Origin of the sequence: Nostoc sp. (assembly GCF_036917155.1) — a bacterium.
In the GTDB taxonomy this organism is placed as follows: domain Bacteria; phylum Cyanobacteriota; class Cyanobacteriia; order Cyanobacteriales; family Nostocaceae; genus Nostoc.
This window is the reverse complement of record NZ_JBALDZ010000243.1, coordinates 1-21,472: the sequence shown is the minus strand read 5'-3', so window position 1 is coordinate 21,472 and position 21,472 is coordinate 1. Positions and strand designations below refer to the sequence as shown.

The following is a 21,472-nucleotide window of genomic DNA, read 5'->3' as shown; positions in this document are numbered from 1 at the left end:
CCAGTCAGCGCAATACAAGATATGAGTTAATCAACATCAAGAACTTCTCACTGTGCTTGAGTTTCAAACTCTCAATACCAATTAGACAGCTAGGGGTCTGCTGTCTGCTTCTTTTGACCTCTAACTCTTTCATGTCAATGGGTTTTACTTTCTTCTAATTTGCGATCGCCCCGTGGTCGATTACCTATTGCTTTGCTAATAGTAATCAGCAATTTTGCCACAACTCTCGTCAAGTTGACTATGCCAACCATACCATTACCTCTTTTAGTTTAATCGACCAATTATCACAAAAGGGGCTGACTTGGAAAGGGTATTTTGAAGATATTCCTTCTCCAGGCTCTAAGTCCGTTGTCGCTCCCAGTCTCAATCGTGAATTATATGCGGTCAAACATAATGGTTTTCTGAACTTTAAAAAAGTGCAAGATGACCCAAACTTACCCAGTAAAATAGTCGGGATTGACCAACTTACTACCGACCTGAAAAGTAATAAAGTTCCCAACTACAGCCACATCATCTTCAACCAATGTCATGAAATGCACGGTTTAGCAGAGTGTCCCCAATTGCAAAAACTGATTCAAACTGGCGACACGATGATTGGAAAAGTTGTTAATCAAATCACCACTTCTAAGTTGTGGGCTGAGTCTGGCAATAATGCAATTATTATTACCTGGGATGAAGATAGTAATCCTCCTGATAAAGCCCAAATTCAAAGTTGCTGTGGTTTTGACCCTAACAGTCACGCTAACTTTGGCGGCGGTCACATTGCGACGATTGTGATTACTAATCACGCCTCACGGGGCATTGTAGATCACACACCTTATAATCACTACTCATTGCTCCGAACTACTGAAGATGCTTTTGGCATCTATGAATACTTAAACTCTGCTAATGACACGGCTAAAGGAGTTAAGCCAATGACCAATCTATTTGTGAAAAAATAATTAAGATATAATCTACTACACCAACTCTTTCACCATTCACAATTTTATAACTGCCTGGTAGTTTCATTGTTGACCTGTAATTTGATAAATAACCACAGTACAACTCAGGTTTTAGTAGGCAACTGTTAAACGGTGATGGATATATTGGGGGGTTTCAACTTCATTGACGAAGGCGATCGCAAAATCCTCAGCCGAAATTCGGCTTTCACCCTTTTCGTTGGTCAGCAAGCGGTCAGCCCCAACTTGAAATTTGCCAGTTCGTTCCCCTGGTGCAATCTCAGCCGCGGGACAGACAAACGTCCAATCTAAATCGGAAGTTTTGTAGAGATTATATGCCTGGCGATGAACAAGGGCGAGAGGGCGGTACGCCTCAAAAAAATTGGGGCTATCGACAAATTCAACCCCTGGCTCAACCTCAAGAACACCTGCCCCACCGACAACAACTAAGCGACGAATTCCAACCTGTGATAAACCCTCAATCAGAGAACGAGCCGCGTCTGCAATCACTTCTACTGAAGAACCACTCGTCCCGATGGCACTCAGCACTGCATCATGACCTTTAACAACATCAACGACGCTGGCAGGATCGAGGGCATTACCAGCAACAATCGTCAGGTTTTGATGGGAAATAGAAAATCGGGATGGATCTCTGGTAATGGCAGTTACCTGATGTGCCCGTGACAATGCTTCATCAACAATCCGACTTCCGATCATGCCAGTTGGACCAAATATTACCAGTTTCACCGCCTTCCTCCTGTGCTAGTCAAACGAAATTCTCAACAATTAAAAGAGTTTGTATTCGAGCAAGATAAACAGCGACGACTACCAATGGTTTACTGTGCAGCATTCCCTAATCGGTTTCGGTTGGTGGTGTAATTGTTGCCCAGCGCTCAACAATTTTACCGTCTGACAGTTTCCAAAGCACAAAACCTTTGAATTCAATCTTCTTGCCCGTAGAAGAATCGGTTCCACGCCAGACGTTCCTCACCATAACTTTGTCCCCCTCAGCAATGATATCCTCCACTGTCACATGTATATCGGGATACTTGATGTAGACATTTTCCATCATCCGTTTAGCAGGTTCCGGACCGACCGATTCTCCATCTGGTTCATCGTGGTCTACAAAATCAGTTACAAAATTCTGGTACGCAACAGCAGAATTTTTGCGGTTCACAAATTCCTCAAAATGATTGCGGATGAATCTCTTATTTTGTTCTAACGTTTGTTCTGTAGACATCGAAGTGATTCCTTTACTACAAAACCTGTAGTGTTTAACAGCACTCATCCTACCACACTCAATACTGCTCGGATAAGCAGGGGAGGCTGGCGTTGCAGGGGAGGCTCTTGAGACAGAGGAAGAGGAAGAAATAAGTGTATAAGCAATCTCTTTTGGTAGTAAAAAATACTCATTTTTGTCTCTATACTCCCTCTGCTCCCCTGCTCTCTCTGCTCAAGAGCCTATTTCACGAGGATCTCACTTTTTCGCGTTGCTCCCGGTTTGGGTTAACTTTGCTACCGGCTGTAAATCAGTGGTGTGTGATTGGTTAGTTGCGGTGTAGGGAAAGTGGTGGTGTCATCATGTTAAGGGATTAGGCAAATTTTACCTAAAGAACCTGGCTGCTCAATTTCGTGATGGGCGCGTGCTGCTTCTGCCAATGGAATCTCTTGGTCAACAATCAAACGTAATGAACCCTTGGACAAACTTTGGTAAAGAGCAGCATGAATATTTTCATTCGTCTGGTTATCCATAAGCGACAACCGCACGCCAATAATGCTGATTCCTAATCCAATAATTGCTACTGGATCGACTGCTACATTCTCTCCACCACCAATAACAATAATCCGTCCCCCTGGATTCATCAGACTGATATCTTTAGTCAGATTTGCACTGGCAGCCATTTCTAGAATTATGTCGATGCCATTTGCTACTTCTCGAATCTGGCTCAGATAGTCCGGCTGTCGATGATTAAAAACATAATGTGCGCCCAAACTTTTGACTAATTCTATTCCGGCAACTGAGCCAGCAGTTCCGATCACTGTCAATCCTGCTTCTATTGCCAGTTGAACCGCCGCGCTGCCTACACTACCACTTGCTCCATGCACTAGTACCACTTCTTTGGCTGTGGCTTTTGCCAATATGCTTTCATGATTTTATCTTTATTATGATTAACTGAAGTTTCTACATTCCTACCAGAATTGTGTTGACTTAACATTAAGTCAAATTTAAATCTTTATAAAAAATCAGCTAACGGATCTTAATTACTGGGGTTGAGATTAAAGGAACGTTAATTCAAATTTGATCTATTTTTCAGTTAAAATCCCTAATAACCCAAGTTGCCAGTTACAAAATCAGACTGGTGAACTGGTGTCAAAAAGGCAATAAAATCCCCTCCAGGAATAAAAACGGAGGGGAAGATGCTAAACGAAATAATTACTGTCTATGCTATCATCGACGACTTGCTGAAGGCGGTTGGGCATAAAGCGATCGCATAAATTGTTGAGGGGTGACAAGCACACATCACTCGATAACCCGCAACTTGGGTTAATAGCGATCGCATTTGAGCCAGATGAGAATCGGGTGTCTGTTACCCTACGTCACCAAGATGGGACAGAAGTTAACAATTCAAAATTCAAAATTCAAAATTCAAAATTAAAGACATTTCAGACGGGGATTTAAACCCCGACTGAAATGGGTGCTACATCATATAGATGTAGGGGTCTTAAACCCTTTAATTCACGATGAAGGCTATTTCCGGGGTGGGATTTGAGATCGTGAGCGCCTGTTGAACTATCTCGCCAGAATTATAACCAATCCAGTTTTTCCTTAGAATGCGACCTGCTATGGGACTCATATCTAATTTCTGAACAAGATTTTAGACAAAACCCCAATCAAACAGGCTTTTCAGTCTCAGTATATTTTCCCAAATCAAATCGGAGTCCTATATTTATAATTTCTTGTAGTTTTGTGATTCCCACTTAGTGAAGTCAAATGAACTCTCCCAAACTGAACTGAAAAAACTGCAAAGACAAAAGAGCGAAAACCAAAACCGAGCGACTGAATTTGTCACTCTACACCAGAGGAGAAGAATTTTCCCAGAATATTAAACATTAATTAACTAAATTTTAATCTTTTATCATTAGTTTTGTTTATAAACTTACTCTAGTTTATCGGGAAAGGCAGAGGGCAGGAGGCTCAGTTGGCAGAAGGGAATGCGGTCAATTTGCGACTTTGACTGGTGCGTCCACTTTGACGGCTAATGACTTCATCGTTCAAGGGTAGCAACAGGTTTAATGTATGGGCTGGGCAAATATCATTGGTGTCAACTTAGTGTAAAACTTAGGTTTAGCAAGTGTTCTAGAGTTGCCCTCATTCCCTAACCCCGAATCCCATGTTGGGATTCGGGGAACTGGAGAATTTGCTCCCCTTTCCCAAATTGGGAGAGGGGATGGGGGTGAGGGCAAAACTCATGCAGTCACGAGATTTCAGCTGAAGTTGACACCAATGGGCAAATATTTGCCCTTATTTTGGCAAAGGTATTGACGGTATTGACCTATCCCACGCCGAAGCCAGAATGCAGGACGAGATAAAATGCTGCCGAGAACACCGAAGCACCAAGCAGCGTGCAAGCTGGCAGTGTCAGTACCCACGCAAGTATGATGTTCCTGATCGTATTCGCTTGTAGACCAGAACCATTGGCCGCCATTGTACCTGCCACACCAGACGACAATACGTGTGTGGTACTGACTGGTAGCCCAAAGCGATCAAGAGTACCAATTGTTACGGCTGCCACTATCTCAGCAGCAGCGCCTTGACGCTAGTACAGGTCAGGATTAATAAACCTCTGATCCAAGGTGGCGGTCCAATATTTTGATCTGCTGGCTGGTACAACTGTGGCTTTTTGAGTAGCGCCTTGGCTAGTAATAGTAGCAGTCCTGCGGCGCAAAATCCGATAATTGGCGAAATCAGCAGAGAGATGAAAACTTGCTTGACTTGCTCCCAGTTGATGCCCTGGCTTAAACTATGGCCTGACGAGATTACTGAATGCGCTAAACCAACTCCCATAATCGCTCCAACCAAGGCGTGGGTACTCGAATTTGGTAATCCCAAAAACCAAGTTCCGAAATTCCAAATGATGGCTGAGATCAGAAGAGAAAAGACCATTGCATAGCTAGGACCCGAACCAACATTAATTACCAACTCAACTGGCAGCAACGCCACGATCCCAAAAGCGACTGTCCCGGCTGAGAGCATCACACCAATCAGGTTCCAAACCCCCGACCAGACGACGGCATAGGATGGTTTTAACGAGTGAGTGTAGATGACTGTTGCAACTGCGTTAGCCGTATCGTGAAAACCGTTGATCGCTTCAAAAAACAGCGCCAGTCCCACCGCCAACACTAGAAAGAAAACAGTACCTACTGTTATCGACTCTCCAAACAACTCCATATAATATTATCCACATTGGGCAATATGTAACATTCATTAATACTGTTCAAGCAAGTTTTGTAATTTAAGCGAATATTAAAATGAAGTTAAGCTTTTTTTAAGCTAGGTACAAATTAAATCAAGCTGACCCAAATTCACTCTAGAGATAGACTGCAATACCGTTCAGTTAACGTTTTATTTAATATTTTGAATATCCCCCAACCCCATCAGTGATAAATTAAGATAAATAATAATTTTTCAATAAGTAATAGTGCTGAAAATTCTGTTAAAATTCCGGTAGAAAACACAATTTTAAAACTAGTGAAATATGATTTGATTAGCTTTGTCGTCAGACGAGTCCATTGGCAAGCACTGGACAATGGTAATATTGACTCGCTAGATAATCTTTTTCTGATTAAGCTTTCGGATTTCTGCAATTACACCATCAAGCCCACGATTACCATAAATAATTAGCAAGCGTTCGGCAGATAAGTAACTTAGTACAGGGTTGCGAAATTTTTTAATATATGTTGTATCCGTAGGATTATAGCCAAACTGGGGAGCGATCGCTTTCAATTGCTCTTGAACAGTAGTAACAGCTCAGAAGTATACATAAGATACAAATTTACAAATCTACTAATTGCGGCTAAATATTTAGTGAAAGATGTTGACAATCTTTGCATCCTAACAATCTTCCCACTACTCCACCCACAAAAAAGGAGAGCAACACTTTTTGATATCGCTTTGAATTCTCCTATTGGTAGAGATGTTTGAATAAAGGCATTCAGCCTGTAAATATCCTTGTAGCGAGCGGTATAACCAAATAAATTAACCCGCTATACTCCTCTGCTTAAACTTAGCTTAAATTCCTGATAAACAAATATTAATCTCTCCGGTTTTTAGATAAACTTCAGATTTATTTAATATCTTTAATTCACTTATTTCTCAAACTACTTCATCAATCTGGAGTACAGTAAAAGCAAATAACTCAAACAGGACTGACTTATGTCGAAAAAAGTGAGTTCAGCAATTAATCCGACTTTCTTAATAGATGTAAATCATGGTGGAAAGAAAGGGCAACCACTTTCGATTGCAGAACAATTAGCTGAGTTTATTGATGGAGCAAAGTCAAATCTGCACATTGCAATCTATGATTTTCGTTTAACGGAATCAACCCTTGCAGAACCCGTAATTACAGCACTTAAGAACAAAGCCCAAGCAGGTGTCAAAGTCCGAATTGCTTTTGATCATGGAAAACCTGAAACTAAAACAGTTGATGCCTTTATCGCTAGTGGTAGCGATCCAGCACCGAAAGGAACCAAAGCATTCCTAGAAAGTGTATTTGAGGGAACTCAAGTTGAAATAAAGAGCATTGCTGGCTCAAAGCTGATGCATAATAAATATGTCATCCGAGATGTGAATACCAGTGAAGCAACTTTGTGGACTGGTTCAGCCAACTTTACAGACGATGCTTGGACTTACCAAGACAACAATATATTGCAAATTTCTTCCCCCCAGCTTTGCTCATACTATGAAACTGACTTTCAGGAATTGTGGGTCAGTGGCAATATCAAGACCACGGGTGTTGGGGATACGGGTAAAGTTTATATTGCTTCTACAGAAGTTGATTTCGCCTTCTCCCCAGGAGAGGGTCAGACTATCGACCACATCATCCCAAGCATTTACAATACCTGCACGTTTAACTCTTACCTCATAAGCTTCTCTTAGCAATTCTGCTAGAGTAGTCATTAGCTTTCCTTGAAACCGATCCTCTTGGCTACTTGTCAAAACCACAGGTATGTTAAGCACCTTTGCCACTTTTGCAAGTGCTAGAGTATTCTTTTCTACCTCTGTCAGAGGTAAGTTTTTGATCAGCTTCATCGTCCCAACTTGATGGTCAATTAGAAGCATGGCCGAGTTTTCTTGAGTGAAATCAGAATATTTCATTATGCTGTTTTCCTATATCCTCAAAAGAAGAGCGTTCGCAGGCAACCTCTAACTCAGTAACAGAGGCTTTCGTCATGATAAAATTAGACCAATTAAGAATTGCTTAAGAGTTAACTAATGACTTCTTAATATCACCCTTGCTCGAAGTTGACTTTCGGCTTGCGGAGGACTTTTTACTGAGACAATCTCTTCAAATGCAGGGTAAGCGCATCTAATTTTGTAGCGCTTGATACAGACAAAAAGCTTTAAACTCTATCTAAATATCAATTTTTCGTTCAAAATAGGACGATTTGTCGTAAATGATTGAAAAAACATGGGTCAAATAGCTTTTTATATTTTCAGCCACATAAATACGAAAATGTCAATCCCACCCCTTGGCTCAGTGTAGTAATTTTGAACTTATTTGTGCTTTGGTTGAACCCCAAAACTACCGTGTCAATAGGGTTTGAGATGCGCTTACCCTATCTTCAAATGCTGTGTTTAAATACTAATAGAATACCAAATACTGTAGCCAAACGGATCTTAATTGGATCGAAAAATGAGGTATAGATTAATATTAATGCTGCTCTATTAGAAAGAGCAGCTTTATCTTATACAGGCTCCCTAACCCAAGCTAAAAAACGATGGTTTTGAACTGGTTTGGCTATCTAACCCTAAACCCCTCTCTAGCTCTGCTATCTTTTCCCGCAGTGCAAGATTCTCTTGTTCTAGCCTCTCTATTTTTTGCTCTTTCTTTTCTTAACTCATTCATGAACACTACCATAATTCTTTCCTCAAGCAAATAATCTTTACAATCCTAGTCAGGCAGTTACCTATTAACTGCAAACAAAGCGCAGGTAAACTCACGCCGCTACCTGTCAAGCTATAAGGGACTTCCAGAGAATAAAATATACAGCTAATAAAAATGATAATCATTTTAAGGGTGAGAAAGCGGTTGCCGACGGCAACCGCTTTCTCCCTCAATAAATATGCAAGATAAATGTCTACACTCAAGAACAACGAATGAGTGCAGCGAGCAGAATTGCTATCAACTATGAAGCCAGTTTAACCTTGTTAAAAATTACGTTACTCTATAACATATATCAATAAACCACTTGCCTAAATTTGGTTTGAAACTAAACTATGATGCTCGGCATTAGTTAAGTTTAATTGCGCCTAACTACTTACCCAGGCTATAAAAGTTTGGGTATTTGCATTTATGGAAATGATTAATTATAAAAACTACCCCCATACATTCTTTTACTCTTCCCTATTCTCCATCCTAAGCGATATGATAAATACATCTCTGACGAGACTCTCATCAAATGGCTTTAAATTTCCGGTTACAATCTCTACGAAATACTTATAAATCCCTCAAAAACTCTATATTAGAAAAATATCCACTTTTTCCTGGAGTACTAACTGCATTCTTATCAGTGGGATTATGGCAAGTAAGTGCTTGGAATAGCTTGGAATTATTAGGATTTAACTTAATCTTCCGCACCCGTAACTATCTACCGCATTCTAGTTGGGATCAACGGATAGCAGTAATTGGTATTGATGATCGGACATTACAAGAATATGGGCAGTTCCCCTTATCACGTGATCGCTATACTCAATTATTAGAAACCCTAGAAGCTACCCCTCCCACAGCGATTGGCTTTGATATTCTTTTTACCGAACCCACAAATCATGATGCTGAACTAGCAGAAGCAATGGCAATTAACGGTACAGTTGTCTTAGCAGTTGCCCCTAGTCTACAGCAACAAACCCTGCATCCTGTGGCAATTTTAGATCGTGTCACTAGTAAAGGACACATAGCCAATAATGCTGATTTTGACGGCATCACTCGGCAATATTTTCTCTACATCGATCAAGTCCCTTCTCTGGGTATTAAGTTACTAGAAACATACAACAATAGTGTGCAACACACCTTCACAGCAAACACAAATAAAAACCAAAAATCTCTGATTACCATTCCATCTCTGCAATCAGGAATGAACAAAAAATCCGTCTGGATTAACTGGGTAGCACCAACACAGAAAATCCCCACCTATTCCTTTGCCGATGTTTTACAGAAAAAAATAGATCTAGCCAAACTTCAAAACAAAATTGTCTTAGTTGGGTTAACTGCTACTGGTACAAACGATCCTCTCAAAACTCCCTTCGAGCAAACAGTACCCACTTCTGGTATTTATATACACGCCGCAGTCCTAGATAATCTACTCAACCAGCGATTTCTGCGAAGATTGCCTTGGCAATTTGAACTTTTGCTACTACTTATTCTAGGTATTATGGGAACCATAATACTAACACCACAAAAATTTTACCAACGAATTCTGCTACTAGGACTACTACCCCTAATTTGGTTTAGTTTATCAGTATTAGCCCTGACAACTACTAATTTTTGGTTGCCCACTGCTGCACCCATTGGTACTATTCTCTTAGCTGGGCTGAGTGTGCAGTGGCAAGAACAAAAAGAAAAACAACAATTGATGAGTTTATTTGCTAGTCACGTTTCTCAGGAGACAGCAGCATTAATCTGGCAAAATCGCACCGAAATTTTCCAAAACGGTCAATTAGATGCCAAAGAAATGGTAGTAACGGTTTTATTTAGCGATATCCGCAGCTTTACCACAATTTCTGAAGGGATGAAGCCACGAGATTTACTCAACTGGTTAAACACCTATCTGGGGGCAATGGCTGAATGTGTTCACGAGCATCATGGAGTAATTGATAAATACATTGGTGATGCTGTTATGGCTGTTTTTGGCATTCCCTTTCCCCACACCCAAACAGAAGAAATCCAGCAAGATGCCATTAATGCTGTCTCTGCGGCCATAGCTATGCAGGAAAGATTAATACTATTAAATAAAAAACTGGAACAGCTTGGTCAACCTGCTATTCACATTGGTATCGGTATTCATACAGGTTTAGTAGTTGTTGGTAGTGTTGGCGGATCTCAACGATTAAACTATTCTGTATTAGGAGATGCTGTCAATATTGCTGCTCGTTTGGAACAACTCAATAAAAATACGCAAGAAGGAAATCCTAATAACATTTTAGTTAGTGAGACAACATACCAGTTAGTCAAGGATGTTTTTTATACACAAAAAGTGCAAGAGTTAAAACTGCGAGGAAGGCAAAAACTGACTATGATTTATTCTGTAACTGAGATTAAAAGCTCAGTGGATTCAATAAATAAGTATTGAAAAGCGACAGTAGAAACTTTAAAAGTTTACATTAGTCAATTTATAACTGAATAATTTCCAGATAGACTCTAAAGTGTAAAATATTATAAGTAAGTGAATAGATATCTAATTGCAGGAATAATCACAACTGTATTATGGAATACCCTGTTATGTAAGGGTAGGACACAACCACCCCCATGTATTTCTCAAAGGTTGCCAGAAGTTAGCAATTCTGTTAATAGTTTCCGACAGAGTGATGTTATCGTCATTGGGAAAGTACCAAATCGTCCTTATGTAGTTGTTGTTCCCGGTCAATCAGAGCAGTTATTAAATGTTGTCAGACACTATGTTACCGACGCATTTTTAGCACAGCATAGGCTTGGTGCTTATGTCTATGCTGGAGGATCTGCAAATAGGCATGAAGCGGAATGTTTATCTTCTGTGTTGAGATCCCACGGGTTAGATGCAAGAGTCGTCTATTTCCATTGAGTAAAGGTAGAAAGTTTTATGAAAGCTTGGTGGGCAGGTTTGATGCTGGTTATGGTTGGGTTAGTTATGGCAATTCATGCTTTAGCGGCTGATCCATTGAGGGTAAAGAGTGATCAGTGGCTAGAAGTACGCCGCCCCATCGGACAAGTTATTTATTCCCGTGGACAAACATCTCAACCAGTCCACAAGGGAATGCGATTACAATCAGTCGGTGATACCATCACCACCAAACAAGGTTCTAGTGTAGTCTTGGGAATTGATGTAGGTACTGGTTTTGTTAAAGTTTCTGAAAACACAACTGTAACCGTACAAAAGCTGGAAACAGGCAACAAAGGCGAACGCATTACAGAATTACTTGTCCTGTCTGGCCAAGTAAACCTACAAGTTCGTCCCCTAACTAATAATGCCTCTCGTGTAGAAATTAAAACCCCGGCTGGAGTTGCTGGAGTCCGAGGGACTGAGTTTGGCGTGAGCGTTCAAAATGACGGGAAAATGGGTGTTGGAACTAAAAAAGGAGCAGTAGCTACCTCTGCTCAAGGACAAACAGTGCTGGTAAAAGGTGGATTTCAAAATCTGACTATCCCTGGACAACCACCCTCACCAGCAGTTCCTTTGCGAGAAGATACTCGTTTGAATGTTAGTCAACTTCTAGCTAGAGGTAGACGAGTCCAGATTGTTGGTACTGTCGATCCGGTAAATCTACTATTAATTAATCAACAGCCTCAAAATGTTAATTCAAATGGCAGATTTGATATTACTGTTCCTTTACCTTCTAACCGCAAAGTAGAAGCTACAGTGTCAACACCGTTAGGGACAAAACAACTATATCAACTGATAGTTCCTTAAACTAAAATAGACCTCTTGCAAAAAAGTTTTGTGGTATTATGTAAAGCTAGGAAAATTTCAAGTTAATTAGCTTTTTGAAGATCATAATTATAAATTCCAGCAATTAAGAGACCATTTATAAAGTCAATCTTTAAACGGCGAGACGACGCAACATAATCCGAGTCATGACAGCATAAATAGCAGCCTCGCTCATTTCAGTCAGACGTTCATAATCCTTACTGAGACGATAATATTGGTTGAACCATCCACGCATTTCGCTCAACCACCCAACGCTTGGATAACACCTCAAACTTGGGTTCCGTGCGATGCATTACCTCGACACGAGCTTGAATCATCAGCCAAACAGCAAGAGCAAATTTGTCACCGTTATAAGCAGAACGCTAATTGCAACAAAGGGAATTTTCGGAAGCATTTGTAGTAATAATCACTATATAATACTTATGATTCCCAGACAACTAATTAAAAGTAACTAATAAAACCAGCAACTTGAGATTAATAACCCAAATTGTTAGTTAATACCAATTCTCCAAAATGAGGCAACAGATGTAAATTAGGAAAGTCTTGCTGCATCTAAGTTTCTTAATTGCGAATGGGCGAAAAAGCTCCCCTTGTACTGAGCGCAGCCGTAAAGCCTGCGGCATAGCTACGCTTAGGGCGTAGCCTCTCCAAGAGTTGTATTGCGAATTGGTATAACTTGGTGCTGCTCTTTTGTCGCAACTGATAATCGTCATACACTGACATTGACTAAATCAACATCAGCAAGCCATATTGTTCTGCTTTGGGCAGACACTTCTTCTAAAATTGGAGAGCGCCACTCTACCCCATAAAGCCAATTATCTTTGAGGCTAAAAATTCCTTGAATAATACGGCGTGTCGGCTGTTCACCGAAATCAACCTCAACTATATCCCCCAATTTAAAAGCTGGAGTAGAAACAGTGGACTTTTCTAGTAGATTTGTTCTATGAAATTCTTGTTCAGCTAAGTAGAGAGTTTCACTCTAGCAAACAATTGCATAAATCCATTGCTGTCTTTCCCACAAAACACCACAGCAGTAGCCTGACAAGTCTGAGATTGGCAACAAAACTTTTTCTAACATTTTCACTGAATGGGGAGGCATGGTCTGACCCCACTCAGGAGAAATATGCCAACAGGATTCTAAAGCGGTAATTTGGTTAATCATCTGGGAATGTAGTTCTCTTTTTTATACATACACTCTCTTGGAGCAGCCCGATCCGGAATATAATTTAAATTTCGGGAAGCTAACGCAACAGATGGGAATTTCTACCCAATCAATTCGAGAGCCTCCCAATTTGAGAAGACTTTACTGATTTACTAATTCGTAACTAAGATAAAATTGTTTTGGCAGTAGCGTGAGCCTGCTCCACACTCTCTACAATATAAACATTTTCTGGCGACAGTTTTTTAAAGAAAAGTTTACTTTCTTCATCATTATTCAACAAAATTACTTGCTTATTTGCTTTCAAAGCTAGAGCAATTTCTGAAGCGGTTCCTGCACCCATTCCGCAAGCAATTACCACATCACTGGTAAGAACGTTAATATTGTTTCTAGAATTACCCATGTCTGTGAAAATAGCAATATCCACCCAAGAGGACATACCATCCTGATTTTCACCTGGAAGAATACCAATAGTTAAACCATCAGCAGATTTTGCACCTTTGCTTACTGCATCCATTACCCCTACATTTCTACCACCAGTGAGTAAAACCCATCCTTGTTTGGCAATCAATTGACCTAATATATAAGCATCTTGTAAATCATTTGCTGTCGCATTTTCTCCATGACCCATAACCCCAATAATAATTCTTCGCATAAAATTTCAGATGATACTGGTTTTGGGCAAAAAGTCAAAGCTTTCTCCATAAAAGGGCAATTGGCTGAGGCGTTAGGAAGATAGCAATCGCCTTTTTAAGGCAGTGAAGCACCTTTGCCTCACTTTAGTAGTTTTTTGCCTGCTCATCCAAAAAACACCATAACCACTGTTCTCCTAACTCAGCCGAGCTAATTACTGAATGTCCAGTTTCCTCGTAATGCCGTCGGGCATGTTGATGAACAGAAGAATCACAGCACAGCATCTTGCCGCAACTTTGACAAATACGGAGATGCACCCAACGACTGTTCATTAGGATACACTCTTCACAACGAAATACTGGGTAGTTTGCTTTAGAAATCAGAGTCTCTGTAGTTAGATTGTCTAAATGTTCGCAACTCATAGGAATTTGAATGACACGTTAATCAGAGTATAGATTAGTGCAGAGAAACTTCTATTTAATACAGCGATGGCTGCGCCAACGCCTGCCAGAGAATGCCCGAATGTGAACAGCGCCTCTTGTATTGAGAAGGGCTGTAAGTTAACGCTACAGCTTTGCAATACAACCAAATTTTTAATTAAACATCAATATTCATCTGTTCTATCTGTCTAGCAGCTTTATCCCACAGCTTTGCAGAAGCCTCATCTTTCCAATGATTTCTGAGATTTTCTGCTTTTTTATGACTGATTCGTTCTAACATTTCTAGAACTGCGGCTAATGTTAATTGATCAACAATTGCCTCTAAAGACTCCATATATTCTTTTGTCATAACTAACCTCTTGAAGAACAATAAAAGTTAACTTTTTTCTTGGAGAATCGTAAATGTACAATTTTACTGTTGTGCATCACCTAATTATATGGACACGATTAAATATGTTCTGACTGAAAACCAAATGCCAAAAGCTTGGTACAACATCCAAGCTGACTTGCCACAAGCCTTACCACCAGTTTTAAATCCTGGTACTGGTAAGCCAATTACACCAGATGAATTATTACCTTTGTTTCCATTGGCACTGATTGAGCAAGAAGTTAGCCAACAAGCGATCGCTTGGAACAGGCAATATACTGGTACTATGCCGAAACTAAAGAGAGTGCGATTGCTGTCTCTTATACTCACATAATCCTCACCTTGTCTGTACCGTTCAGCACTGATTTTTTCTTTTGCCAATGTCGTTTTATCGAATGCCAATTGATAGCCCTGGGTCAGCTTGTCTGTATTTCATCATAGACTCGGCAGCTTCTCTTATGTTGTACGTGGGCGAAACGTGCCGCTCTAATAAGCGATGGCAGGGTATACACGCCTGCAAAGATTACATCGCCAGCTACCAGGATTTACATTATCGCTATGGGTTACTCTCCAGCAGTCAACGCCGCATTTTGGTGGGATGCTCCGGTTGATCGACGCACACGGCAAGAGTTGGAGTTGAACCTTATTTTGAAGTGGCGCAGTCCATTTAATAAGGAGAACTGGGAACGGTGGGGCCAGCCTTTTGGGTAGGGTGGCTTACTTATGCTTTATGGCGCTACTTTTTCTTTAAACTGTTTCCCAGCAGAGAATGCAGGCACTTTGGTCGCCGGAATTGTCATTGGCTCATTGGTTTTGGGATTACGCCCCTCGCGCTCTGAGCGATCGCGTCGCTCGAATGACCCAAAACCAACGAGCGTTATCTTCATTGGATAACGCCGGCCTATTATCAAATCTACGTTAGAAATTTTTACTAACTTCTGACCGATTAGTTTGAGAAAATCTTCTTCTTTGTGGCGAGCGCACTTGTCAATAGGGATGTAGTTGGTAGTGGTAAATTTAGTAAATATTTTGTTTTTTCTCCTTTCTGGTCTTCATGGAAATGATTCATCTCAATCGCAGCAGTTGCTAACTGCAATTCTCCTCTAGAAGATTGGAAATAAACTGCACTATAACCACCATCTTCTGCATCTAAGGTTTCAGTAACAATAGGTAGTTTTTGATTAACAATATCCCCAGATAACAAAGCAGCGATAACCTGATGACTTTGTGGATCTTTTACTGCTGTAACTGTGTAGCGAATTAAGGCTTCTTGCCCTCTAAATTTTGGTGGCAAAGGAGGATTCTCTTTGGCTAATTCTTCCCAGGTAACAATTTCGCTGGTTTTGATTTGGGAAGGTTTCTTAAAAATCTCCGTCAACAATTTTTGTGGGTTAAATATTTCCCCTGTGCGCTCATGATTAGCATTCGCAATAATTCGGAAATCTCGCCCCACCAATGTCGCATCTTAGAGAATCTAAATGCTTTTGTCGGTTCAACTTGTGCATTCAGCCGTTGCAGAACTATAGGCAGTTCATCAGGTGTCAAAATCGTAAAGCTATTGTCGGGTAATACTTTCATGTTGATTGAGGTTGCTGACTGAGAATAAACCTCGATAATTTGTAATATGAATCCTCTTAGTTTTAGTTTATTCAAAACAGGGTCTTGTTTTCAGTTTTCCCTCAGCAGTAGCTTTTCTAACACAAAAGCTCCCAAACCCAATCTTCACACCAGATTTCCTAGCAACGCCCCACATCAGCAGAACTTTCGGCAGTAAGAGAGAAAATCGATTGGCTACGCTTTGCTTTAAGAGCGATGTCTACGACGGGCTGTCCGGTGTCGCTACTTTCTCCATCCCCAGATTTCCTTACTCAGCAACCCATCACCAGCAACCATGTCTGTTGGCTGCTGTCAGAAGAAGCTCAAAGTCGCGGATGCCTGGGGTTGCCAAGAAATAGCCAGTAGGTCATCTTTTTTAGTGAAAGGGGCGTTTGCATGGGAATACTTTATATATATATTAATTGCAACAAATAGAACTCTTATAGTATGAGCTATTGTACTAATATTGATTGCCTGCGTCCGCAAAATTCTGAAATCTCTCGTTTTTGTAATAGTTGTGGTCAGGAATTGTTACTCAAACAGCGATATCGCCTACTCGCTGTCATTGGACGCGGTGGCTTTGGGAGAACGTTTTTAGCTATTGATGAACATCTTCCAGAACAACCCAAATGTGCAATCAAACAGCTATATTTTCAAGAGGAAAACACTGAAATTTGGCACAAGGCAGTCAAATTATTTCACGAGGAAGCACTTCGTCTTAATGAATTAGAACACTCTCAAATACCCAAATTACTAGCGCAATTTGAACAAAATAACAAGTTTTATATCGTCGAAGAATTAGTAGATGGACAAACACTCGCCCAGGAATTACAACAACAAGGTGTTTTTCAAGAACCGCAAATTTGGGAAATATTAAAAAGTTTATTGCTCACACTCCAATTTGTCCATTCCAGACAAGTAATCCACCGAGATATTAAACCGGAAAATATTATGCGTCGTTCGGTTCGAGGAGACTTAGTTTTAATAGATTTTGGAGTTGCTAAACTCGCCACTAATACGAGGCAACTTCATACAGGCACAATAGTAGGTAGTCCAGAATATATTGCTCCCGAACAAATGCGAGGAAAGGCATTACCAGCTAGCGATCTGTACAGTTTGGGTGTAACATGTATTTACTTACTCACCAATGTTTCTCCCTTTGATTTGTTCGATATTACTAACGATTGCTGGGTATGGCAAAAACATTTACCAGCAAACAATACTGTTAGCGTTCACCTCTGTGAAATCTTAGATAAACTTTTACAAAATGCCGTTTCTCAACGCTTCCAATCTGCAACAGAAGTATTGCATACACTAGAGCAACAACCTAAGAAATTGCTAAATATTTCTAATTGTCAGACAGTAAGTACTATTAATTACACACATTTGCGTGGTTTATTAGCAAAAGGAAAATGGCAATCAGCAGATCGAGAAACTTGGGAACTAATGTCTCAAGCACTAGCAAAGCCTAGAGGTAGTTATATATTTAGTAGTGATGTTGAAAAAATTCCTTGTCCACATTTGCAGACTATTGACCATTTATGGGTGAATTCCAGTCAGGGACGCTTTGGTTTTAGTGTACAGACACTTATTTATAAAAACGTCAATGGAGATTATGGTATTTTTTGTCATCAAGTTGGTTGGTATATATACAGTTATACTTCTGCCAACTCGGAATTTGATTTTAGTCTCAAAGCACCAATCGGTCATTTACCCTCACGTATTTGGATTGGTGGTTCTCAACCGTGGCGATACCCCAATGCTTTAGCTATAAAACTAGCAGCTTGTAGATTAGTTAGTGGGATTGAATGAATGCACTATAGAGTTCACGTATCTAAATGCCTAAAGCATTTTTTTAATTACAGAATCATCCGGTGGCACTGCTGTTCGCAATAGAGCAAATAAAAACACAACCTTCTGGTTCGGAACCCGGAAATTGGGTAGCCCGAAGCGTTTAGTTTAAACCTAGTGTGAGCCACAAAGAAAGTAACTCGTCATATCTGTCAATTAGGTGCGTGACCGAACGCTTACCTTATACATATACCCTTTAATTCAAGGTGAGTGTGTATTTGAGGAACACTTCTATGTTCCTGGTAGCGTAATGCTCCTATATAGGCAATCACATCCAAACCAAATTCGTTCTGTGGTAGAGCGAGTGACCCTTCTTGCTCTGGTCGATATGCTTTTTTATACCGCAGACATGACTGATTTTGACATCGACGAATTTTTAGTTGTAGTTCTACTACCCCGTTTAACGTTCTTATATGTCGAGGATTATTGTATTCATTCCACATTGCTTCCCCGCACGAGGGGCATCTTTTTTGAACACAATCGAGTACTTCAAACGATGTTGGCTCTGGTTTTAAACAATTTCATGCCAAGTTTTTACACCATTATTTCGCTACAAGGTCAAGATTACAGGATTTCCGCTCTTCTCTAGTAAGTTTTACCACACTAGGAAAAACTCAATTTATGCGATCGCCAGCGCGTTGGGCGGTTACACCATTGCCCTGCCTGCTGTGAAAGTGAGGACGGCTGCCCTTCATTGAACGTGGTATTCTCACATTTATCAGAAAGAAGAATTACGTTCTTATTCTCCTCTCTATGAAGCTCAAACCCAAAATTACGATTGCTGACCATTTTGCGGTGATACAAGATCCACGAATAGATCGCACCAAACGACATAAATTAATCGATATCAGGGTAAGCCTTTCAAGGGTTTTGAAGCAGGTTTTCCATAAAAATAACCGAAGAACCAAAATTCCTTGAGAGTTTAACGCTAAAAGTTTTTAATAGCATTTCAAGCTTGTGAGAAATGCGGGGAAAAGTAGGAATAAAGAACTTTTCCCCACAAGGTAACCAGCCAAGTGTTCTTAAATAGGTCGAACAAAAAAAAGAAGATAATACCCGCCACGTAGTGCGTTCGCCCAAGGCGTCTCGTAGAGAGAAGTAAGCCACGCCCAGGCGAGCCTCCGAAAGCTCCGGTCTTTATTTGAAACAAGAGCTTTTAAGTCACTGGTTCCCTTTCCCCTTTCCCCCTCTTCATGCTGACCTACTTAGTTCAAGAAATTTGGAGTACCAATACCACCATTTCTACCAACAGCAGGAATTTCCATTAGACTATCTGTAGCCTTACCAGTGCCGTCATTGGTAACGTGTGTAGAGTCACCCGGATGTCCATTGGGAACGAACAGTTGTGGATGATCAAAGGGCGCTTTCTCATGGAGAACTCGCTCATCGGTAAGCCCTTTCAGGAAAGCCACCAAGTCATCTTTTTCAGCTTCAGTTAGTCCCAAAGGGGCGATGGCACTTGCCTGGCGGAAATCTCCGCCACGATTATAGAAGTTTACCACTTGCGGCAAAGTCAAATAGCCACCATTGTGGAAGTAAGGGGCGGTGAGTTCTACGTTGCGTAGTCCGGGAGCCTTAAAGCTTCCGTCTGCAACTACTATGTCATTGGAGGTAATTGTAATATTGGGGTTTGAACCAAGAAGTAGTGGGAATTCCCCCAAAGCCGCGACCCTCGGCTCTGAAAGCGGGTTGCCAAATGGGTCTTTACCACCAACCCCAGGGTCTTCTAGGGGAGGTCTAACACCGATCCCGAAGAAGCCATTGTCAAAAACAAATCTTTGATTGCCGATGTTTATAGTTCCCAGTCGTTGCTTTTGTATACTGCTCACCGAGGCACTAGTAAGTTCTAATCCGCTATGGCAACCGATGCAGCCAGCTTTGCCATTGAATAGTTGGTTTCCTTGTTGCTGCTGTTCGGTGAGGGCGGTGGTGTTTCCTTCCAAGAAGCGATCGTAGGGCGTATCATCAGCAATCAGTGTAGACTCGTACAATTGAATCGCAAGCCCGAAGAATAGCGAGAAGTTGTACTCTATCAGCCTATACTCATTGGTTTCCAAGGAGCGATCGCGCTTGTTGACAAAAGTCCGTCTACCTTCAACATCAACTTGGATGAGTTGATTAGACTTCCACCACTCCGGTTTGAAGGCATCTTTAATCAGCTGATCGTAAGTTCTATCTTTCAGTCCGGGCTGAGGCCATCTACTGTCTGCACCGAAAACGCTGTCGTTTCGATGCACAACCTGTTTACCTAGCGGTCTGAGAGTAAATAACTTTTTCGCAAGTTTTCGGGGGAGTTTTTTTCCCTTACTTGTTCCTCCGAACTTATCACCAATTTCTTGAAAAGTGCGACCATCCGCAGATGTCTCGAAGGAACTGAGTGGCGGGGACATCGCTTGGGAAGCTAAAGACGAATTATTCAAACTGACTTTGACAAATTCAAGCTGATTTGGTTTTTCAGCCTTGACTACGGAGGCGTAAGGGTCTCTCAAACCAAAGGAATTCACCCCATTAAAGATGTTTTGTGCCTTTCCATCCCAGAAGTTGCGGAAGTTGAATGCTGCATTAATCACGCTTGGCGTGTTGCGCGGTTCGACGCGGCGCACATTGATGCCGCCCACGTTAAACACCGGATCTGGCTCGTTTGTTACTTGGTCTTCCGCACTACCAGGTATCACATCCACAAACTTCGTATTGAAAACCCCCTGAGAGGAACTGACATCGTTACGGTCAGATACAACGCTCGTAGAATCACTGGACAGCTTGTGAAAGGGAAAATCTTCTGGCTTGAGCTGGTAGTTTGGTGCGCCACCTAAATCAAAAACTGTATCTGGATTCCCTGTACCATCGGCATTGATCCGCAAAAGCCCAGGATTGATCTGATTTTTGGATCTGTTGTCGGCTCCAGCATGAAAGTGACAACTAGCACAGGAGGTCTGTCCATCGCTGCCAACCTGCATATCCCAAAACAGAGCCTTTCCTAACTTAATCGCGGCTACTTTGTCTTTTACGAAGTCTCCAAGATTGTCAGGCTGCGGAACCGATACGCTTTTGAGCGAAGCTAGAGGCGGCGCTGTCACCTGTGCTGATACAGTATTTCCAGCTATTACTGCTGCCATGATCATGGCAGCAATTGTTATAGTCTTTGAAAATCTTGATCTCAGGTAGTTCAACTTGCTATCTCTGAATCTCCACTCTTGGCGCTTTATTTTTGTCACCACAGATTTCAGGCCAAATCGACTTTTTGAGGTCAGTAGCAAGCAAAGGGACAAGCCTGTAATCAAGACTATTAAGCCAAACATAGGGATTATACCCATAGTTTTTATCAGAAAAATAACAAACAACAAAATTATACACTTACGAGGAAGTTTAAAATTTATTAATATTCATTCGTTTGGTATTACTGAATTGTCGTTCTGGGCGATGGCGAGGCAACTTTAATTTTTCACTACTGCTAGATGCAAGTTTTTTTACCTGCTTTGTATACCAATTAGATTGCTAGCAGGTTGTCGGAGAACTGGCAGAAGCATTTCCTAGCAAAACCTGCAAACGTCTTAAATTGAATGCTAAACATACCAAGCACCATTCTCCA

Annotated in this window: 18 protein-coding genes and 4 pseudogenes; 7 read left to right on the top strand and 15 right to left on the bottom strand. The window is 41.0% G+C overall.

The features are described from left to right. Positions 1-254 precede the first annotated feature (254 nt). The gene (locus V7K67_RS32910; protein ID WP_334732977.1) at positions 255-941 is read left to right on the top strand and encodes an alkaline phosphatase family protein; all 687 of its coding nucleotides are present in this window, start codon (positions 255-257) and stop codon (positions 939-941) included. A gap of 111 nt (positions 942-1,052) precedes the next feature. Here V7K67_RS32910 and V7K67_RS32905 read toward each other — a convergent pair whose 3' ends face one another. The 7 genes and pseudogenes from V7K67_RS32905 to V7K67_RS32875 all read right to left on the bottom strand — a co-directional run bounded on the left by V7K67_RS32905 (position 1,053) and on the right by V7K67_RS32875 (position 5,943). Beyond that, positions 1,053-1,685 carry an NAD(P)-dependent oxidoreductase gene (locus V7K67_RS32905; RefSeq protein ID WP_334732973.1) on the bottom strand — a complete coding sequence of 211 codons (633 nt, stop codon included), beginning with the start codon at positions 1,683-1,685 and terminating at the stop codon, positions 1,053-1,055. A gap of 106 nt (positions 1,686-1,791) precedes the next feature. After that, positions 1,792-2,178, bottom strand: coding sequence for an ester cyclase (locus tag V7K67_RS32900; RefSeq protein WP_334732972.1), 387 nt, complete (start codon positions 2,176-2,178; stop codon positions 1,792-1,794). 344 nt (positions 2,179-2,522) lie between these two features. Further along, a complete protein-coding gene (locus V7K67_RS32895) occupies positions 2,523-3,077 on the bottom strand; it encodes a zinc-binding dehydrogenase (protein WP_334732971.1) in 555 nt (184 codons plus the stop codon). Positions 3,078-4,424: 1,347 nt separating this feature from the next. After that, the gene (locus V7K67_RS32890) at positions 4,425-4,589 is read right to left on the bottom strand and encodes a hypothetical protein (RefSeq protein ID WP_334732970.1); all 165 of its coding nucleotides are present in this window, start codon (positions 4,587-4,589) and stop codon (positions 4,425-4,427) included. Positions 4,590-4,612: 23 nt separating this feature from the next. Then, positions 4,613-4,732 (bottom strand): annotated as a pseudogene (locus tag V7K67_RS34675) (inorganic phosphate transporter); the annotation flags it as partial. After that, complete coding sequence (locus V7K67_RS32880) at positions 4,732-5,388, bottom strand: inorganic phosphate transporter (protein WP_334732968.1); 657 nt, start codon at positions 5,386-5,388, stop codon at positions 4,732-4,734. The pseudogene V7K67_RS34675 and the gene V7K67_RS32880, both read right to left, overlap by 1 nt. Before the next feature lie 375 nt (positions 5,389-5,763). Next, positions 5,764-5,943: a hypothetical protein gene (locus V7K67_RS32875; RefSeq protein WP_335170169.1), complete on the bottom strand. Its 180-nt coding sequence runs from the start codon at positions 5,941-5,943 to the stop codon at positions 5,764-5,766. A gap of 429 nt (positions 5,944-6,372) precedes the next feature. Here V7K67_RS32875 and V7K67_RS32870 point away from each other — a divergent pair, with 429 nt between their 5' ends. From V7K67_RS32870 to V7K67_RS32855, 4 genes are all read left to right on the top strand, one after another. Next, entirely contained in the window at positions 6,373-7,095 is a 723-nt protein-coding gene (locus V7K67_RS32870) for a phospholipase D-like domain-containing protein (RefSeq protein WP_335170167.1), read from the top strand. Positions 7,096-8,618: 1,523 nt separating this feature from the next. Beyond that, a complete protein-coding gene (locus V7K67_RS32865) occupies positions 8,619-10,505 on the top strand; it encodes a CHASE2 domain-containing protein (RefSeq protein ID WP_334733622.1) in 1,887 nt (628 codons plus the stop codon). A gap of 93 nt (positions 10,506-10,598) precedes the next feature. After that, the gene (locus V7K67_RS32860; RefSeq protein WP_334733623.1) at positions 10,599-10,973 is read left to right on the top strand and encodes a hypothetical protein; all 375 of its coding nucleotides are present in this window, start codon (positions 10,599-10,601) and stop codon (positions 10,971-10,973) included. 18 nt (positions 10,974-10,991) lie between these two features. Further along, on the top strand, positions 10,992-11,819 hold the full coding sequence (locus tag V7K67_RS32855) for a FecR family protein (protein ID WP_334733624.1): 828 nt from the start codon (positions 10,992-10,994) through the stop codon (positions 11,817-11,819). Between the two features lie 130 nt (positions 11,820-11,949). Here V7K67_RS32855 and V7K67_RS32850 read toward each other — a convergent pair. The 5 genes and pseudogenes from V7K67_RS32850 to V7K67_RS32830 form a co-directional block, all read right to left on the bottom strand. Further along, a pseudogene (locus tag V7K67_RS32850) lies at positions 11,950-12,196 on the bottom strand (transposase); the annotation flags it as partial. A 350-nt stretch (positions 12,197-12,546) separates the two neighbouring features. After that, positions 12,547-12,999 (bottom strand): annotated as a pseudogene (locus tag V7K67_RS32845) (DUF1392 family protein). A 163-nt stretch (positions 13,000-13,162) separates the two neighbouring features. Beyond that, a complete protein-coding gene (locus tag V7K67_RS32840) occupies positions 13,163-13,651 on the bottom strand; it encodes a TIGR00725 family protein (RefSeq protein ID WP_334733625.1) in 489 nt (162 codons plus the stop codon). 124 nt (positions 13,652-13,775) lie between these two features. Continuing rightward, entirely contained in the window at positions 13,776-14,051 is a 276-nt protein-coding gene (locus tag V7K67_RS32835) for a UBP-type zinc finger domain-containing protein (protein WP_334733626.1), read from the bottom strand. Positions 14,052-14,226: 175 nt separating this feature from the next. Then, entirely contained in the window at positions 14,227-14,418 is a 192-nt protein-coding gene (locus tag V7K67_RS32830; RefSeq protein WP_114081252.1) for a hypothetical protein, read from the bottom strand. A gap of 88 nt (positions 14,419-14,506) precedes the next feature. Here V7K67_RS32830 and V7K67_RS32825 point away from each other — a divergent pair, with 88 nt between their 5' ends. Beyond that, positions 14,507-14,770 carry a hypothetical protein gene (locus V7K67_RS32825; RefSeq protein ID WP_335170163.1) on the top strand — a complete coding sequence of 88 codons (264 nt, stop codon included), beginning with the start codon at positions 14,507-14,509 and terminating at the stop codon, positions 14,768-14,770. Between the two features lie 394 nt (positions 14,771-15,164). Here V7K67_RS32825 and V7K67_RS32820 read toward each other — a convergent pair. Next, positions 15,165-15,320 (bottom strand): annotated as a pseudogene (locus V7K67_RS32820) (HU family DNA-binding protein); the annotation flags it as partial. 62 nt (positions 15,321-15,382) lie between these two features. After that, positions 15,383-15,889 carry a hypothetical protein gene (locus V7K67_RS32815; protein ID WP_335170161.1) on the bottom strand — a complete coding sequence of 169 codons (507 nt, stop codon included), beginning with the start codon at positions 15,887-15,889 and terminating at the stop codon, positions 15,383-15,385. Between the two features lie 590 nt (positions 15,890-16,479). Here V7K67_RS32815 and V7K67_RS32810 point away from each other — a divergent pair. Beyond that, positions 16,480-17,844: a serine/threonine-protein kinase gene (locus V7K67_RS32810; protein WP_335170159.1), complete on the top strand. Its 1,365-nt coding sequence runs from the start codon at positions 16,480-16,482 to the stop codon at positions 17,842-17,844. Between the two features lie 1,244 nt (positions 17,845-19,088). On the opposite strand, the gene V7K67_RS32805 is transcribed toward V7K67_RS32810, so the two are convergent. Further along, positions 19,089-20,999 carry a cytochrome-c peroxidase gene (locus tag V7K67_RS32805; RefSeq protein WP_335170157.1) on the bottom strand — a complete coding sequence of 637 codons (1,911 nt, stop codon included), beginning with the start codon at positions 20,997-20,999 and terminating at the stop codon, positions 19,089-19,091. Positions 21,000-21,472: the final 473 nt, after the last annotated feature.